The sequence below is a fragment of the Maribacter sp. UH1 genome (assembly GCF_056839145.1).
The window spans coordinates 674,056-691,387 of sequence record NZ_CM166387.1; the positions used below are offsets into that span (position 1 = coordinate 674,056).

A 17,332-nucleotide genomic window follows, 5' to 3' on the forward strand; every position below is an offset into this window, starting at 1 on the left:
AATAACAGTCAGAAAAGCAGAAACTTTTTGGACGAATTTGGTCTTATAACCATCGTGTCAAGTATTTTCACTTTTGTAGTGTTTATATATACGCTAATGTTTCATTCATATACCGAGCAGATTTTAGCAGGTATCGTTGCTATTGGTTTCGGAATAGGGTTCTTATTAAATCGTTTAAAACTTCACCATGCAACTAGAATTTACATGACGTTGTTTCCGCCGGTGATGTTCATGACCTTAATATTTTTGATAGGAGGCTTTTTTGGTCAGGCAGTTGCATTTGCCACTATGGGTTTTTTAGCATTTATTGGTTTTAGAAGAAACCCTAGATTAAGAAACCTGATAATTGTTTTTGATATTCTAGCATTTATTATTCCTACCGTTTATATCTCTATTTACGGACCAATTTTAGGAACTATTGATGTACCCTTTGATGAAATATTTGCTTTCTTAGCCTGTTTAGGCTGGCTTTCATTAACCTTTAGAATGTATGACCAAAATAAAACCAGAACATACACAACAGATTTAGAAAATCATATTGAAGCTTTAAAAGAAAGTGAGTTAAATTTAAAAAAAGCTCAAAATGATTTAAAACTTCAAAACAGTAAATTAGCCGTTTTAAACAATGAACTAGAATTAAAAAACACTCATATTGAGGAGTTTACATTTATAGTAACACATGACCTAAGAGGACCACTAAACAATATCAATGTTATTGCTACAGAGTTGGAAAAACAACATGCTTTATCCAATTATGAAAATTTCAACAGCTATTTAAAGCATTTACAAGGCAGCTCTACAAGACTGACAAATTTGGTGGAGGGACTTTTAAAATATGCCGAAATAGGGAATTCTAGCGAAATGAAAAGTGTGGATATCTCAAATATAGTTCAACATGTTATAGATGATTTTTCAGAAAGAATAAAAGAGACAAATGCTACTATTACCGTTGGTGAATTGCCGACAATAACGGCAAGATCAAATGATATTAGAATGCTCTTTCAAAATTTGATACATAACGCATTAAAATTTAGAACCGCTACCAAAGACCCAGTAATTACTATAGCATCTGAGAAAAAAGAGAATGAATATCTTTTTAGTGTTTCTGATAACGGTATAGGTATCCCAAAAGAACAGCAAGCGAATATTTTCAATGCGTTTCATAAACTACATAATCAATCTAAATTTGAAGGTTCCGGTATAGGTCTGTACGGTAGCAAAAAAATAGTAGACCATCACTTAGGCAAAATTTGGGTAGAGTCAGAAGAGAATGTAGGTAGTACCTTTTATTTTACAATTAATACTAATTCGTTAGAACAAGAAGACATTCAAGAACACACTATTAGTGTTAATTAAAACATACCATTAGATTCGAATTTGAAACTATTTACTCATTTCAAAAAATAGAATGTTCTTAAAAACCATTAACTAAAATTAATTACAATGGACTCAAATTATATAAAAGTATTCGGTGGCAATAGCATTGCAGCACAACGCGTAGAACTTGCATTAAAAGAAAATAATATTGAACCTATTCTTAAAGATGAAACTGAATCTGCACGCTTAGCAGGTTTTGGTACTCCTTTACCCGAGTTGGTCGAAATATTTGTGAATAAAGATGAAGAAGTTAGAGCCTTGGCTATAATTACCGAAATCAACTAAAATGAATAAAAAAGCCTCCAAAATTGGAGGCTTTTTTATTAAACATATCTTATAAATCTATCCTTTACTCAAAGGTGTAATCTCTAACTTTCTAAATTCTACTGGACCATGATCTCCTTGAATCATTATTGGTCCAGCTTCAGCTTCATTATTGTCTAAAGCGCCACCTGTCATCGCCTCAATATTCTGATTTGAAATTACAGTTTTTCCATTTGCGGCAATGGTAACTCTCCTACCTATTAAAGTAATGTCATACGTTTGCCATTCACCTGCTTTCTTAGCCGCATTTTCGTTAGGTGTTAGCAAACCATAAATCCCTCCAAAATAAATTGAAGAAGGCTCTAATCCTATATTATCTGCAATTTGAACTTCGTAGCGACCACGTAAATACAAACCGCTGTTACTCCCTTCTGGGTATCTAAATTCTGCATGTAATTTAAAATCCTTGAATTTTTCTTCTGACACTAAGTTTACTCCGGGTTTTGAGCTAGTCAATATACCATCTAAAACCGCCCATTGATTTCCTGGTTTCATCTCCCATCCTTTTAAGTTTTTACCATTAAAAAGCTTCACGGTCTTGCCCTCTTTCGCATTGTCATAATACGGTAGTTTTGGGGATTTTGTAGCCTTCCAATTATACGTTTTTCCATCTACATAAATCATGGTTCCTGTTAAACCTTCTCCTTCTATTTTACCTTCAAATTCCATATTAGAAGCTCCTGGCTCCCATTGTGGCGGAATTTCAAATGAAAATAATTCTCCATGCTTTTCAATCTCAGCAACTGGTCTTGCGCTACCAAAAGCATACGTAAATCTACCGATCAAAGTATTGGTGCCGGAATGTCTAATTTCTAACCATGATGGTAATTTTTTGCCTTCTTGATCAATTGTCAAATTCCATTTTCCTTCTAACGGATGACCTTCTTGGGCTTGTAGTAGGTTTAAATTGAAAGCCATCAAAAAAATGAAAGCAGCTGTTTTTATAGTATTCATATAATTATTGGTTTGATAAGTAATCAAATATAAAAGAAGTTTCAATTATTGATTCTAAACAACTTGTAAAATATTGAAAAAATAAAATCTAATTTTACTAATATTAAATTAGGATTATCTAAAAAGAGGAAAGTTCTGCTTTCCTCTTTTCAAATTCTCTCATCAACTGTTTTACAATTTCACCTGCAGGTTTAATCTCGTGTATTAAAGCTGATGCTTGACCAATTTCTAGTTCGCCATCTTCTAAGTTACCTAAGAACATACCTTTTTTAGCACGACCTCTACCTAAGAGTGATTTCAACTCATCGGTAGTTGCTCCGTGAGCATATGCTTTTTGCACTTCGTTATAGAATTTGTTTTTAACTAAACGAACAGGAGCTAATTCTTTTAATGTCAACTGCGTATCCCCTTCTTTGGAATTGACTACTACCTCTTTGAAATTCATATGATTCGATGCTTCTTCACTAGCTACAAATCGACTACCCACTTGCACTCCGTCTGCACCTAAAACCATTGCAGCTAACATGGCGCTACCTGTGGCAATACCTCCTGCTGCAATTAAAGGTATAGTTATTTTTTCTTTCACTGCAGGAATCAAAACCAAAGTTGTTGTTTCATCTCTACCATTATGACCGCCTGCTTCAAAGCCTTCCGCAACAATTGCGTCTACACCGGCATCCTGAGCTTTTAAAGCAAATTTCAAGCTACTTACCACATGCACCACGGTAACACCTTTTTCTTTTAGAAAGGAGGTCCAAGTTTTAGGATTTCCTGCTGATGTAAACACAATTTTTACACCCTCGGCAATGATAATATCCATCAACTTATCAATATCAGGATACAACATAGGGATGTTTACTCCAAAAGGTTTTGAGGTGGCTTTCTTGCATTTTTGAATATGCTCTCGTAAAACATCAGGGTACATGCTCCCGGCACCAATAACTCCCAATCCTCCAGCATTTGATACAGCACTGGCTAGTCGCCATCCGCTGGTCCAAATCATTCCTCCTTGAATAATAGGAAATTCAATATTGAAAAGTTCGGTAATTCTATTTTGCATGTATTTGATAAATTATAAAAATCTCGAATATCGCATAAAAGCTTTCATTTTAAAGATACTATTATGCTTCTTAAAATGTAAACTCTTATCTAAGATATAACACCAGATCCTATTAGATCATCATCTAAATACCAAGCCACGAACTGACCTTCGGTAATTGCGGATTGCATTTCTTTGAAATCTACATACATACCACCTTCCACTCTATAAATAGTAGCTTCTTGAAGTTCTTGACGATACCTAATACGTGCTTTTACTTCTAATTTCTCATCAATATCTAAGGCTAGATCTGTACGCACCCAATGTATTTCTTCATCCTTTACAAATAAAGTTCTTCTATACAGCCCTGGGTGTGCTTTACCCTGACCTGTATAAATGATATTCTCATTAACATCGGTATCTATTACAAATAAAGGCTCTTTTGTTCCACCTACGTGCAGCCCTTTCCGTTGCCCTTTGGTAAAATAGTGTGCACCTTGATGCTCACCAACAACCTTACCGTCTGTTAAATGGTATACAGGTTTCTCCGCGTAAAACTCTAATTCCGAGTTTTTATCATTGAAATGAGGTGTTACACGTTCGTAAGCATCAAACCCGGCAGGAACTTCAACAATTTTACCTGTTTTTGGTTTTAACTGTTGTTGTAAAAACTCCGGCAATCTAACCTTACCTATAAAGCATAAACCTTGTGAATCTTTTTTATCAGCAGTTATCAAATTCATCTTTGCTGCAATTTCCCTAACCTGCGGCTTGGTCAACTCCCCTATTGGAAATAATGTTTTTGATAATTGCTCTTGCGATAATTGACATAAAAAATAAGACTGATCTTTATTACCATCTTTCCCCGCTAACAACTGGTAGGTTTCGGTATCGTCTGTATTTTTGATAGTGCCTTTTCTACAGTAATGACCGGTAGCTACATAATCTGCTCCAAGCTGCATAGCTATTTTCATAAAGACATCAAACTTGATTTCTCTATTACAAAGCACATCAGGATTTGGGGTGCGTCCCATCTCGTACTCCTTAAACATATAATCAACTATACGCTCTTTATACTCAGTACTTAAATCAACTGTTTGAAATGGAATACCCAATTTTTCAGCGACAATTAATGCATCGTTGCTATCTTCTAACCACGGACACTCTTCTGATATCGTTACCGAATCATCATGCCAATTCTTCATAAACAAACCAATGACATCATAACCTTGTTCTTTTAAAAGGTATGCCGCCACGCTTGAATCTACTCCTCCAGAAAGTCCTATTACTACTTTTTTCATCTCTTCTTCTTGGTCGATACAAAATTACGAAATTTCATTTCAAAGTCTATTTTTTTCAAACACTGCTTTTCCCATAAACCTTTAACGATAAGCATAGTAAAATTCGTTGCTCAGCCAATTTCCTTTTTACTTACATATTTTTTTGAGTTAAAAATATTTTGTTAAACTTTTTTAAAATTTAGTTAAACAATAAGTAACTGTCGTATTTTTAGCATTGTAGATGATTTATTACCATAAATGTATTTTATTGCATTTAATGTTAAACATCTTTCACACTTAATTAAACAATATTTAAAAACACAGTTATGAAAAAAATGTTGAGATTACGAAACTTTTTACTGCTACTCACCATTGCAATGGTTACATGGTCTTGTAGTGACGATGATGATGTGGAACCTATGACATCTGACGAATTAACCATTGTTGAAACTGCCCAGGCAGAAGATGCTCTTTCTTCATTGGTTTCCGCACTTACTACTGCAGATAATTCTGAAGGAACAGATTTAGTTGGTACATTGAGTTCTGAAGGTCCTTTTACCGTTTTTGCCCCAACAAATGATGCTTTTACAGCATTATTAAATCAATTAGATGATTTTGAATCACTATCCGATTTTGACACAGATGAAGAAAGAGCAATTTTAACCTCTATTTTAACTTATCACGTTGTTTCAGGTGTTGCGGCAAGTTCTTCAGACCTTACCAACGGAATGACAGTTACCACTGTTCAAGGTGAAGATTTGACTATTAATATAGATGGTGATGTATTTATTGATGATGCAACTGAGGTAGACGCCCAAGTTGTTATTGCTGATGTGGAAGCAAGTAACGGAGTGGTTCATGTTATTGATAAAGTAATGTTACCACAAGCTATTATCGACGCCTTAAATGGCGAAGAAATGCCTGAGGAAAATGGAACTTTAGTTGATATAGTAGTAGCTACAGAACCACTATCGCTATTAGAAGCTGCAGTAATCAAAGCTGATTTGGTTGCAACTCTTAGTTCTGACGGCCCGTTTACCGTTTTTGCTCCTACCGATGATGCTTTTGTTGCGTTATTGGAGGTTCTAGGTAATGATTACAATAGTCTTGATGATTTTGATACCGATGAAGAAATTGCTCTATTAAAGAATATTTTATTATTTCATGTGGTTGCTGCAGAAGTAAAATCAACTGATTTGGCTGCGGGGCAAGTTGCTACGGCGTTGGAAAATAATAGCGTTGAAATTATAGCTTCGGGCGACACGTTTGTTATAGGCGATGCTTCTGATACTGACGCAAATATTACAGGTGTAGACATTATGGCATCTAACGGTATTGCACATACAATAGATAAAGTCTTATTACCACAAGCGGCTATAGATTTCGTTACCAGTCTACAATTAAAAACTATCGTTGATACCGCTGTTGCTACAGATGATTTAAGTTTATTGGTAGATGCCCTGGTTCAAGCTGATGCCGGTTTAGTAGAAACTTTAAATGGTGACGGTCCTTTTACTGTTTTTGCACCAACAAATGCCGCTTTTGCCGCTTTGTTAGAAACATTAGGTGATGATTTTAATAGTCTTGCAGATTTTGATACTGAAGAGGAAAAAGCACTTTTAACCAAAGTATTAACTTATCACGTGGTTGCCGGTACAGCTGCCTTTTCAACTGACTTAACTAACGGGCAAGCTATTGAAACCGTTCAAGGTGAAAACGTAACAGTAGTATTAACCGACAATGGTGTTCAAATTATGGATGCAACCGAAACCAATGCAAATGTTGCTTTGGCAGATGTAGCAGCAACTAATGGTGTCGTACACGTTATTGATAAAGTAATTTTGCCACAAGAGGTTTTAGATATGTTAGCCGCAATGAGTTTAAAAACAATTGTAGAGATTGCTGTTGAAACAGACGATTTAAGTTTATTAGTAGACGCTCTTGGTCAAGCAGATGCTGGTTTGGTAGAAACATTAAGTGGCGACGGCCCATTTACGGTATTTGCCCCAACCAACGATGCTTTTGTTACTTTATTAGATTCTTTAGGTGAGGATTACAATAGTTTGGCGGATTTTGACACAGAAGCTGAAAAGGATTTATTGGTGACCATTCTTACATATCATGTTGTTTCTGGTACTGCAGCTTTCTCAACTGATTTAAGTAACGGACAGTCTATTACAACTTTTCAAGGTGAAAATGTAGGTATTAATATTAAAGAAGATGGTACTGTACATGTTGAGGATGCAAGTGCAGATAATGCTACTGTAGTTATGGCAGATGTAGAAGCTAGTAACGGCGTAGTTCATGTAATCAACAAGGTACTTTTACCACAGGCAGCACTTGATGCCCTATAATAAATACGATTCAATTCAACACAAAAGAAAACCTTCCTAGAAATAGGAAGGTTTTTTTATGCCTTAAAATGGCTAACATCATTATACACTCTTTTAACATACAATTAATCAACCTTGACAACTAACTTTTTATAGAACCTTTAATTAATTACATCTTTGACATCCCAAATCTTACCAAACCAAGCCTTAACCAATGGCAAAAGCCCTTTCAAAATTGAAAGGGCTTTTATTTTTATATGAGTATATGAAGTTTTTTTAATTCTTCTTCTGCGCTTCTGCTTGCTCCATCATTTCACGCATTTTCTTTTGAAACTTGTTCTCCTTTTTAGGTTTCTTCTTGTTCTCTTGTATTTGAGCATGTATCTTATCATTATCTATGATAACATTCTTAATGACCAGCATAATACCTATGGTAATTAAGTTAGACACAAAATAATACAAACTTAAACCACTCGCATAGTTGTTAAAGAAAAACAACATCATAAATGGCATTAGATACATGATAAACTTCATGTTAGGCATACCAGGTTGTGTTGGCATGTTCTGACCCGTAGTCATATTCATGTAAAAGAAAATTGCTATGGAAGCTAATATTGGAAACAAACTTACGTGGTCTCCATAGAAAGGAATTGAGAACCCTTCTGGGAACTGATAAATAGTATCAAAAGACGAAAGGTCATCTGCCCATAAAAATGATTTTTGACGTAATGCGAACGATGTTGGAAAAAACATGAAAAGCGCATAGAAAATAGGCATTTGAATGACCGCGGGTATACAACCACTCATGGGGCTGACCCCAGCCTTACCATACAATTTCATGGTTTCTTGCTGCTTCTTCATCGCATTGTCCTTGTACTTCTCCCCTAACTCCGTGATTTCAGGTTTCAACACCTTCATCTTCGCTTGAGATAAATACGACTTATAGGTTACCGGCGACATTGCCAAACGAACTAAGATCGTCATAATAACAATTGCTATACCGTAAGGGAAATAGGTACTGATTAGACCATAGAAAGGTGTAAACACATAACGGTTGATCCACCCGAAAATACCCCAACCAAAAGGAATAGAATCTACTAAACCTAAATCTTCATACTGAGATAAGGTATCAACATCGGTAGGACCAAAATACCAATGTAAATCTTTAGATATTTCTCCACCTTCCAATTCCACAGGTAAAGCAGATGCATATTCTTTAGTAAAACCAAAAGTTCTACTTTCTTCTTCCACTAAATTAACAGAAGTAAGATCACCACCTTTAAAAGGCTCATCAGCTGCTAGAATACTACTAAAAAAGTGCTGTCTGTATGAAATCCACTTTATATCTTCTTCAGTTTCCTCGTCATCACTTCCTTCAGAAAGTTTACTTATTTTACCATCTTCATGGTTATAGGTTAAACGCGTATACCTGTTTTCATACTGAATACTTTTTGAGTGGCGTATCCCTTTTAATTTCCAATCTAAGGTTACGGGCTTACTTGTGCTAATAACATTGTCCAAACCTTTAGACTTGATCGTAAAGTCAACTAAATAATCGTTCGGCTTAATAACATATCTATACTCTAAATATTGATTACCAGATGTCTTAGCTTTTAATGATAATACCTTATTACCATTGTCATTTGACATTGTTGGCTCAAAATATAAATCTCGGGTATTCAATGTTCTATTATCAGAAGTGGCAAAATCCAATCCGAAAGAAGCATTACCATCCTTTATTAAATATACAGGCACAGAATCATAGGTAACGAATTGTTTCATTTTCGCTTCTACAATTTGTCCACCTTTATTACTAATCTTTAATAAAAGTACTTCATTCTCAAAAGTAGTAATGTCATTAGAAGGTTTTGTAAAACCAAATGCACCAAGTTTACCTTGGTAATAGGCAACTGCAGTAGAATCTTGTAAATCTAATTGCGGTACATCATTGATAACAGTTTCTGTTCCTGAATTTTCTGATGCCTTTGCAGCCTCTACTTGTTCTTGCTTTGCCTTTTCTGCCTCTAACTCTTCTGGAGTTGGTTGATTTTGGTAAAACATGAAGATGAGTATTCCAAAAATAAGCACGAAGCCAATTATGGATTGTACATCAAATTTCTTTTCTTCCATGTGGTATTTCTAATTAATTGGGAATATTTTGAGTTTTTAAGAAAGCAAATATATGTCCAAATATGATGTTTATGCCAATGTGGCATTAGTTTGTGCATTTTTATGCTCTAATGCAGCCTTAACCAAGCCAACAAACAAAGGATGTGGATTAGCTACCGTACTCTTATATTCTGGGTGATACTGCACGCCAATAAACCAAGGATGATCTTCTAACTCTACAATTTCAACCAAATTGGTTTCTTTGTTAAAACCTGTTGCCTTTAGACCTGCATTCTCTAATTGCTCTAAATATGCGTTGTTAAACTCATATCTATGACGATGACGCTCAGAAATTTGAGACTCACCATTATACATTTCTTTAACAAGACTACCTTCCTTCAATTCACAATCCCAAGCACCTAAACGCATTGTACCACCTTTATCGGTAATACTTTTTTGTTCTTCCATAATACTAATTACCGGATCAGGAGTGTTTTCATCCATCTCTGTAGAATTTGCATTTGCAAGACCTAACACATTACGTGCATATTCAATAACTGCCATCTGCATACCTAAGCATATACCCAAAAATGGAATATTCATTACACGTGCATATTCAACAGCCTTCACTTTACCTTCTATACCACGTTCACCAAAGCCTGGTGCTACCAAAATAGCATCCAATCCTTTTAGCTTGTTCTCATAGTTGGCAGCTGTAATGTATTCTGAATGAACAGATTTTACTTTTACTTTTACCTCGTTAGCAGCTCCCGCATGTATAAAAGCTTCTAGAATAGATTTATATGAATCTTGTAACTCTACATACTTACCCACTAAACCTATAGTAACCTCATCTTTTGGGTTCTTATGTCTCGCCAAGAACTCGTTCCAACGACCTAAATCTGGAGCTACTTCATTAGGCAATGCCAATTTCTGTAAGGTTACGGTATCTAAACCTTCTTCTTGCATTAATAACGGCACATCATAAATTGTAGATGCATCAATACTCTGTATGACCGCTTCACGCTTTACATTACAGAAAAGCGCTAGTTTATCTTTAATATCATTAGAAATCTCATGCTCTGTTCTGCACACCAAAATATCGGCTTTTATACCGCTTTCCATAAGTGTTTTTACAGAGTGTTGTGTAGGTTTGGTCTTTAATTCACCTGCAGCTGATAAATAAGGTACAAGAGTTAAATGAATTACAATAGCATTGTTATCTCCAAGTTCCCAAAGAAGTTGACGAACCGCTTCAATATATGGCAAAGATTCAATATCCCCTACCGTACCACCAATTTCAGTAATCACAATATCATATTCACCGCTTTTACCTAAAACCTGAACACGTTCTTTAATTTCATTTGTAATGTGGGGAACCACTTGTACGGTCTTACCTAAAAATTCCCCTCTACGTTCTTTTTCAATAACGCTTTGGTAAATTCTACCTGTAGTAACATTGTTCGCTTGAGAGGTACGAACATTTAAAAAACGCTCATAATGACCTAAATCTAGATCTGTTTCCGCACCATCATCAGTTACATAACATTCGCCATGCTCATAAGGGTTTAAAGTTCCTGGATCTACATTAATGTAAGGATCTAGTTTTTGAATGGTAGTTTTGTAGCCGCGAGATTGCAGTAATTTCGCCAAAGATGCAGCAATGATGCCTTTTCCTAACGAAGAAGTAACGCCTCCCGTAACGAAGATGTATTTGGTTTGTGCCATGTATCAATTTCTATGTTACGGGACACAAAGTTACAAATTGAGGTGAGAACTTAACGGGTTTCCTTAGGAAAATGTTTTTGTATTTTTCGAATTATCGATTCTAAGCCATTTATTTTAATTTCTAACATAGATTGCAACAAATCTCCCAATTTACCATCAGGAAATCCTTTTTGTTTAAACCAAACTAAATAAGGTTCTGGCAAATCTATTAGATACCTCCCCTTAAACTTACCAAATGGCATTCTGTAATGTGCCAATTCTATTAATTTTTCCTTATCAGGATTTATTTCCATCTTTTAATCTAAAAAAATTATCTTTAAAAAAATCAACAACTCACAACAACATGAAACGTAGAAATTTTATTGGAACCTCGGCGGCTGCTTCTGTCGGATTCTTAACCACCTCAGCTGCAGTAGCAAATAACAATAAAAACGAAGCTACCGCCAAACTAAAGTACAATATTAACCATAGTGTTTGTTATTGGTGCTATGGTAGCATCCTTTTTGAAGATTTTCTTAAAAATTTGGTAGAACTAGAAATACGTTCTGTAGATCTAGTGGGACCGGATGAATTTCCGCTTTTAAAAAAATATAATATCCACGCTGCCATGTGTTGGGGTGCTGGCATGGGTATTGAAAAAGGTTTTAACGACCTCTCTTTACATGATGAATTAATTGCAGACTACGAACGTGTTATTCCGTTAGTAGCTGAAGCCGGGTACACCAACCTTATATGCTTTAGTGGTAATAGAAACGGAATGAACGACCTAGTTGGTTTACGTAACTGTGCCATTGGATTAAAAAAATTAATGCCTTTGGCTGAAAAGCACGGTGTTGTTTTACAAATGGAACTTTTAAACAGTAAGGTGGACCATAAAGACTATATGTGCGATACTTCTGAGTGGGGCGTAACTCTTTGCGAAGCTATAGGTTCTGAACATTTTAAACTGCTATATGATATTTACCATATGCAAATTATGGAGGGCGACATTATAAGAAATATCGAAAATTACCACCAATACTACGGACACTACCATACTGGCGGAAACCCTGGCAGACACGAAATCGATGAAACACAGGAAATTTTCTACCCTGCCGTAATGAAGGCTATTTTAAAAACGGGTTATACCGGTCACGTAGCACAAGAATTTGTACCTAGTTGGGAAAACAAAATAGATGCTTTAAAACAAGGCGTTACTATTTGTGATGTGTAGTTTTAATAATAACTTTTCTTAATTCTAAAATATCAATTAGAGTGTAGTCTAAATGCTCGAATCAATAAAAAAGCACTTCTCTAAGAAGTGCTTTTTTATACCGAAAAATTTTAAGTCTTATTGATTTAAAGCATCTTCTATCTCTTTTACCCAACGTTCTTGTACAGGTAGATTTCTAGAATAGTTGGTTTCTGAATCGTATTTATTTTGAAAATCATTTAGTTGGCGAATGGTGGCCTTGTAGATTTTACGAATCTCTTCTTTTACGTTTTTGGTAAATTTCGTCTCTTCCAATTTCTTTCGCAATTTGCGTGCATAAAGTTCGGTAATATCAAAATGCAATTGTTCGTGTAGTAAGGTTATGTCATTACAGAGCGCCGGTTTATACCATGACTTTGTTGGATAAAAATAGGCAAATACCTTATAATCTACTTGTAATTCATTATTCTCGTAAAAAGTGGAAAAACGGTAGGTTATACCACTTGCCGTGGTTGCTGCTGCTCTTGAAGTCATGGGAGCAGCTCCTTTAAAATCGTCCCAAGTAAATCTAAAATCAGGTTCCCAAGACACTACTTCTTGACTCTGAACATTAGAGATGCTCAGTAGCGCTAAAAGAAATATAATAAAATGTACCTTTTTTATAAGTCCCAATTATAAGTGATTACTTTCTCAATATCTGGATGTAAACTATAATGCACAGGGCAAGTGTTTGCCGTGTGCACCAAAATTTTTCTGTTCTTATCTGATATTTCTTTTGGCAAATGAACCTCAACTTCTATTTTAGAAATTCTTCTTGGTGAAGCTGCCATATGTTTGGTGACAGATGCTGTAGTGCCTTTTAGGTCTACTTCCAATCCGTTTGCCTTAATGCCCATCATTGTCAACATACAACTTGCCAAACCTGCAGCAACAGTATCGGTAGGTGAAAATGCCTGTCCTAATCCGTTATTGTCTACCGGTGCATCCGTAACAAAAGAATCGTTCGATTGTAAATGAATACATTCTGTTCTTAACTCGCCGTTGTAAGTAACCTTTGATGTCATTCTACTCTATTGTTTTTATTCTTAAATCATCCATCATCATTATATAAGACGACTGATTATAATAACCAGCTACTCCTTTTCTCTGGTAATTGAATTTATTACCACTGTATTCCGTTTCACCAATAAATCTTGAAACATCTATTAGGTTATTATTATATGCTAGTTTCAACAAAAGATCATAAGTAAGATCAAATCCTCTTACCGCATATTTATCTGGATCATCGCCAAAACGTTTTCTATATCGCTCAACAAATGAATTATTGGCTACCTGACGATTTACAGAAGGATATGTAAATTTTAAGTTAGATAAATGCGTATTTGAAATTACATCTTTTTCAAATGCCGAATTCATATCTGTTGTAAACATACGTACACTCACCTTATCCTTACCTAATAATGGATCAAAAGCGGTATTATTAAATGAATTTAATATAGATACCACACTGGCAATCAATTTATAATTATCAGATTCTACAAAGACCCAGTTAGGTACTTGATCAGATAATAGAGTTTGCAATTTATCTCTGTTAATACCAATATTTTTCTCTTCTTCTTTTACAACAACTACTTTAGCTGTCGGAAATCTTTTAAGAATAGCATCTTTCTCCTTTTTGTTATCCTCATCCGCTATAATCAAAAGTGTTTCTTCCGTATGGTTGGCTTCTACATAATCTAGCATATGTTTCCACAATACCTCTTCATCGGTATATGAAAAGAAAACATTATCTAAACTTAACTCGCTTTTAGCAGGTACTGGCGCTACAACAGGAACATTAAATTTAGATGCCTGTACCGCGGTTTCTTTCAAAGATGGCATATCTAAAGGACCAAAAACAGCACTATAACCACCTAATTGCTCGCCTTGTAAAACCTGCTTTGTCCTAGTTAAATCCAATTGATTATCAAAAGTTTTAACATCTATAGAAACCCCTAATGATTTCATAGAATCAATTGCTACCAATGCTCCAGAATAAAGCCCCAAACTATATTTTAAGCTATTTCTATTATCAATGATTTTTTCAGTTGCCGCTTTGTTACTTAGATCAAGTTTATCTAATCTAAAAGGTAATAAGAACAATACTTTTGGTTTTACAGTAACATTTATACTATCCAATAAATTTACCTTATCCAATACTAACGCATTTCTAACTTCAAAATCACCAACCTTGTCTTTTGGTAATTTTAAAACCATTCCTGCTTTTAGACCATCTTTTAAATCAGGATTCAAAGCAACCAACTCTGCCCAAGTCATTCCGAATTTTCTAGTTAATCGAAATTCATTTTGCTTTGGTTTCACCTCATAAAAAATGTAGTTATCCGTATTAATTTCCCCGGTCTCTACTTTTTGCTCAGGAATACGAATAATCATACCTTCTTTCAATCCTCCTCTCTCAGTAATCTCAGGATTTAGACGAACTATCTCGTCTGATTTAACTCCGAATTCCTTTTCCAAACGATAGAAATTCATTTTGGCAGGCACTGTATATGAAGTATATAATTGAGTTACCTGATTTTTTACGGTACTACCCGCAATTTTAGGCATCATTAATTCGTAGCCTTCTGATAAATAATTATTCGCCGTAGACAACCCAGGGTTTAGCTCTAGCATTCGCTCTATGGTTATACCATATTTATGCGCTATACTCCACCTTGTTTCTTTTGCCGCAACAATGTACTTTTCTAAATCATCAGTATTACCTGTAACCGCTTCCACCTTAGGAGCGCGGTATTTAGGAATACGTAAATCCATCTTCTTTTGAAGTGGTGAAGCGTACAACTTTGGATTATATTTTTTCAGCTCATCTTCTGTTATATTATACATTTGAGTGATGCCAAAAATGGTTTCTTTTTTCTTGACACGATGCTCCGTATAACCTATAGGTTCTCTTGCCTTAACAGAGTCCTGAACAACCGTAGTATTCCTAGTCGTCGTTACTGTAGTAGAAGTTGGCGTATTAGATATAGGTGCACTTGTCTGCTCCACAATCTTTTTACCAGGCACTACCAATATGGTATTGGATCTTAACTTCTGACCTTCCTTAATTTCTTTATTATACTGTAATATACTTGATGTTGAAACTCCGTACATTTTAGAAATGCTTTCTAAAGTCTCTCCTGATTTTACTTGATGGGTATCGAATTTTTGCGCCATTGCCGTGCAAGACACCAATAAACAAAACGACCCTATTAAGTAAATTTGATTAAACATATATTTCATACTATTCCCATTCTATTGTTGCTGGCGGCTTTGAACTTATGTCATATACGACACGATTGACCCCAGGGACTTTATTAATAATATCATTTGATGTTTTTTGCAGAAACTCATACGGCAGATTCACCCAATCGGCAGTCATACCATCCGTACTTTCTACAGCTCTAAGTGCAACACATTTTTCATATGTACGCTCATCGCCCATTACACCAACACTATTTACAGGTAATAACATGGCACCTGCCTGCCATACTTTATCGTATAAATCCCATTTCTTTAATCCGTCTATAAAAATGGCATCTACTTCTTGTAAAATAGCCACTTTCTCTGGCGTTATATCGCCAAGGATACGAATTGCCAAACCAGGACCTGGAAAAGGATGTCTACCCAACAATGCCTTATCGATACCCAAGCTAGCCCCTACTCTTCTTACCTCATCTTTAAATAACATCTTCAAAGGCTCTACCACCTTCAATTTCATATAATCCGGCAAACCACCAACATTATGGTGACTCTTTATAGTTTGTGATGGACCACCAGTTGCAGACACAGATTCAATAACATCTGGATAAATAGTACCCTGTGCCAACCATTTTGCATTCTCAACTAAATGTGACTCATCATCAAAAACTTCAACAAATACACGACCAATTGTTTTTCTTTTTGTTTCTGGATCACTCTCTCCAGCCAAATCATCCAAAAAACGTGCCGAAGCATCTACACCTTTTACATTTAAGCCCATACCCTCGTATTGCTTCAATACATCGGTGAACTCATTTTTTCTTAAAAGACCGTTGTTTACAAATATGCAATGAAGGTTTTTCCCTATCGCCTTATGCAATAATACAGCTGCTACAGATGAATCTACACCACCAGACAATCCTAAAATCACCTTTTCATCACCAATCTTTTCTTTCAGCTCCGCTACGGTTTTGTCAACAAAGGCATCTGGAGTCCAAGTTTGTTCCATTCCGGCAATATGCACCAAAAAGTTTTCCAAAACCTGTTTTCCGTCCTTAGAGTGATATACTTCAGGGTGAAACTGAATTGCATATGTTTCTTCTCCCTGAAACTTAAAAGCTGCATTTTGTACATCATGGGTACTTGCCAGCAAGGTTGTATTTTCTGGCAAATGCTTAATAGTATCCGCATGGCTCATCCAAACTTGGCTGCCTGTATCTACGTTATCAAAAAATGGTTCGTTTTCCTTAATAAAGCTAAGGTTGGCACGACCATATTCCCTTGTATTGGATTTTTCTACACTACCACCATGAAAATGTGCCAAATACTGTGCACCATAACAAACGCCCAATAATGGTTTTTTACCACGTATTTCAGACAGATCCGGGTGAACGGCATCTTCGCCCCTAACCGATAAAGGAGATCCAGAAAGAATCACCGCTTTATACTCAGAAAGGTCTTTTGGTAATTTATTATAAGGTTTAATTTCAGAGAAAATATTCAGCTCACGTACGCGTCTTCCAATCAATTGGGTGTATTGTGAACCAAAATCTAGTATCAGGACTTTATTTTGCATGGGCAAAAATAGCAAAAACCAAATGTTGAAACCATCTTATTTCGGTTATATTTTTTAACAAATAGTTTTAAAATTGAAATTCCCTTACAGCCCATCAAATCATAATAAAAGATGAATTGTATTTTTCTTAACAATCAGTGTAGGAAAAATCTACTTATTTTTAGGCACCATTAATAAACA

The 17,332-nt window shown here is 35.4% G+C and carries 14 protein-coding genes; 4 read left to right on the forward strand and 10 right to left on the reverse strand.

Going from position 1 to position 17,332, the window contains the following annotated elements:
- The first annotated feature begins 96 nt into the window (after positions 1-96).
- The gene (locus tag UH1x_RS03000; protein WP_482624998.1) at positions 97-1,356 is read left to right on the forward strand and encodes a sensor histidine kinase; all 1,260 of its coding nucleotides are present in this window, start codon (positions 97-99) and stop codon (positions 1,354-1,356) included.
- An 87-nt stretch (positions 1,357-1,443) separates the two neighbouring features.
- Positions 1,444-1,662 (forward strand): putative signal transducing protein, encoded by a 219-nt coding sequence (locus UH1x_RS03005; protein WP_299324561.1) that lies wholly within the window; start codon positions 1,444-1,446, stop codon positions 1,660-1,662.
- A 57-nt stretch (positions 1,663-1,719) separates the two neighbouring features.
- Here UH1x_RS03005 and UH1x_RS03010 read toward each other — a convergent pair whose 3' ends face one another.
- From UH1x_RS03010 to mnmA, 3 genes are all read right to left on the reverse strand, one after another.
- Positions 1,720-2,655 (reverse strand): 3-keto-disaccharide hydrolase, encoded by a 936-nt coding sequence (locus tag UH1x_RS03010; protein WP_482625000.1) that lies wholly within the window; start codon positions 2,653-2,655, stop codon positions 1,720-1,722.
- Between the two features lie 118 nt (positions 2,656-2,773).
- The gene (locus tag UH1x_RS03015; protein ID WP_482625002.1) at positions 2,774-3,715 is read right to left on the reverse strand and encodes an NAD(P)H-dependent flavin oxidoreductase; all 942 of its coding nucleotides are present in this window, start codon (positions 3,713-3,715) and stop codon (positions 2,774-2,776) included.
- Positions 3,716-3,804: 89 nt separating this feature from the next.
- Positions 3,805-4,995, reverse strand: coding sequence for a tRNA 2-thiouridine(34) synthase MnmA (mnmA, locus tag UH1x_RS03020; RefSeq protein WP_482625004.1), 1,191 nt, complete (start codon positions 4,993-4,995; stop codon positions 3,805-3,807).
- A 305-nt stretch (positions 4,996-5,300) separates the two neighbouring features.
- Here mnmA and UH1x_RS03025 point away from each other — a divergent pair, with 305 nt between their 5' ends.
- Positions 5,301-7,328 (forward strand): fasciclin domain-containing protein, encoded by a 2,028-nt coding sequence (locus UH1x_RS03025; protein WP_482625006.1) that lies wholly within the window; start codon positions 5,301-5,303, stop codon positions 7,326-7,328.
- A gap of 255 nt (positions 7,329-7,583) precedes the next feature.
- Here UH1x_RS03025 and yidC read toward each other — a convergent pair whose 3' ends face one another.
- The 3 genes from yidC to UH1x_RS03040 all read right to left on the reverse strand — a co-directional run bounded on the left by yidC (position 7,584) and on the right by UH1x_RS03040 (position 11,437).
- Positions 7,584-9,437, reverse strand: a complete 1,854-nt coding sequence (gene yidC / locus UH1x_RS03030) for a membrane protein insertase YidC (protein WP_482625008.1) — start codon at positions 9,435-9,437, stop codon at positions 7,584-7,586.
- 69 nt (positions 9,438-9,506) lie between these two features.
- Positions 9,507-11,144 (reverse strand): CTP synthase, encoded by a 1,638-nt coding sequence (locus UH1x_RS03035; protein ID WP_405413719.1) that lies wholly within the window; start codon positions 11,142-11,144, stop codon positions 9,507-9,509.
- A 50-nt stretch (positions 11,145-11,194) separates the two neighbouring features.
- Positions 11,195-11,437: a DUF3820 family protein gene (locus UH1x_RS03040; protein WP_482625010.1), complete on the reverse strand. Its 243-nt coding sequence runs from the start codon at positions 11,435-11,437 to the stop codon at positions 11,195-11,197.
- 50 nt (positions 11,438-11,487) lie between these two features.
- On the opposite strand from UH1x_RS03040, the gene UH1x_RS03045 reads away from it, so the two are divergent.
- On the forward strand, positions 11,488-12,357 hold the full coding sequence (locus UH1x_RS03045; RefSeq protein WP_482625012.1) for a hydroxypyruvate isomerase family protein: 870 nt from the start codon (positions 11,488-11,490) through the stop codon (positions 12,355-12,357).
- Positions 12,358-12,474: 117 nt separating this feature from the next.
- Here the strand turns inward: UH1x_RS03045 and UH1x_RS03050 are convergent, their stop codons facing one another.
- From UH1x_RS03050 to guaA, 4 genes are read right to left on the reverse strand one after another with little or no spacing between them, the layout of a single operon-like run.
- Positions 12,475-13,008, reverse strand: coding sequence for a DUF922 domain-containing protein (locus UH1x_RS03050; protein ID WP_482625013.1), 534 nt, complete (start codon positions 13,006-13,008; stop codon positions 12,475-12,477).
- A complete protein-coding gene (locus UH1x_RS03055) occupies positions 12,996-13,400 on the reverse strand; it encodes an OsmC family protein (RefSeq protein WP_482625015.1) in 405 nt (134 codons plus the stop codon). Before UH1x_RS03055 ends, UH1x_RS03050 begins: the two co-directional genes overlap by 13 nt.
- A gap of 1 nt (position 13,401) precedes the next feature.
- A complete protein-coding gene (locus UH1x_RS03060) occupies positions 13,402-15,618 on the reverse strand; it encodes a LysM peptidoglycan-binding domain-containing protein (RefSeq protein WP_482625017.1) in 2,217 nt (738 codons plus the stop codon).
- Between the two features lies 1 nt (position 15,619).
- On the reverse strand, positions 15,620-17,152 hold the full coding sequence (gene guaA, locus UH1x_RS03065; RefSeq protein ID WP_482625018.1) for a glutamine-hydrolyzing GMP synthase: 1,533 nt from the start codon (positions 17,150-17,152) through the stop codon (positions 15,620-15,622).
- Between the last annotated feature and the right edge of the window lie 180 nt (positions 17,153-17,332).

What these genes read in the sequence shown, in the direction of transcription:
- UH1x_RS03025 (WP_482625006.1), top strand. Translation starts at nt 5,301, where the DNA reads ATGAAAAAAATGTTGAGATTACGAAACTTTTTACTGCTACTCACCATT.
- UH1x_RS03010 (WP_482625000.1), bottom strand. Translation starts at nt 2,655, where the DNA reads ATGAATACTATAAAAACAGCTGCTTTCATTTTTTTGATGGCTTTCAAT.
- UH1x_RS03045 (WP_482625012.1), top strand. Translation starts at nt 11,488, where the DNA reads ATGAAACGTAGAAATTTTATTGGAACCTCGGCGGCTGCTTCTGTCGGA.
- yidC (WP_482625008.1), bottom strand. Translation starts at nt 9,437, where the DNA reads ATGGAAGAAAAGAAATTTGATGTACAATCCATAATTGGCTTCGTGCTT.
- UH1x_RS03055 (WP_482625015.1), bottom strand. Translation starts at nt 13,400, where the DNA reads ATGACATCAAAGGTTACTTACAACGGCGAGTTAAGAACAGAATGTATT.
- guaA (WP_482625018.1), bottom strand. Translation starts at nt 17,152, where the DNA reads ATGCAAAATAAAGTCCTGATACTAGATTTTGGTTCACAATACACCCAA.
- UH1x_RS03060 (WP_482625017.1), bottom strand. Translation starts at nt 15,618, where the DNA reads ATGAAATATATGTTTAATCAAATTTACTTAATAGGGTCGTTTTGTTTA.
- mnmA (WP_482625004.1), bottom strand. Translation starts at nt 4,995, where the DNA reads ATGAAAAAAGTAGTAATAGGACTTTCTGGAGGAGTAGATTCAAGCGTG.
- UH1x_RS03000 (WP_482624998.1), top strand. Translation starts at nt 97, where the DNA reads ATGTTTCATTCATATACCGAGCAGATTTTAGCAGGTATCGTTGCTATT.
- UH1x_RS03035 (WP_405413719.1), bottom strand. Translation starts at nt 11,144, where the DNA reads ATGGCACAAACCAAATACATCTTCGTTACGGGAGGCGTTACTTCTTCG.
- UH1x_RS03005 (WP_299324561.1), top strand. Translation starts at nt 1,444, where the DNA reads ATGGACTCAAATTATATAAAAGTATTCGGTGGCAATAGCATTGCAGCA.
- UH1x_RS03015 (WP_482625002.1), bottom strand. Translation starts at nt 3,715, where the DNA reads ATGCAAAATAGAATTACCGAACTTTTCAATATTGAATTTCCTATTATT.
- UH1x_RS03040 (WP_482625010.1), bottom strand. Translation starts at nt 11,437, where the DNA reads ATGGAAATAAATCCTGATAAGGAAAAATTAATAGAATTGGCACATTAC.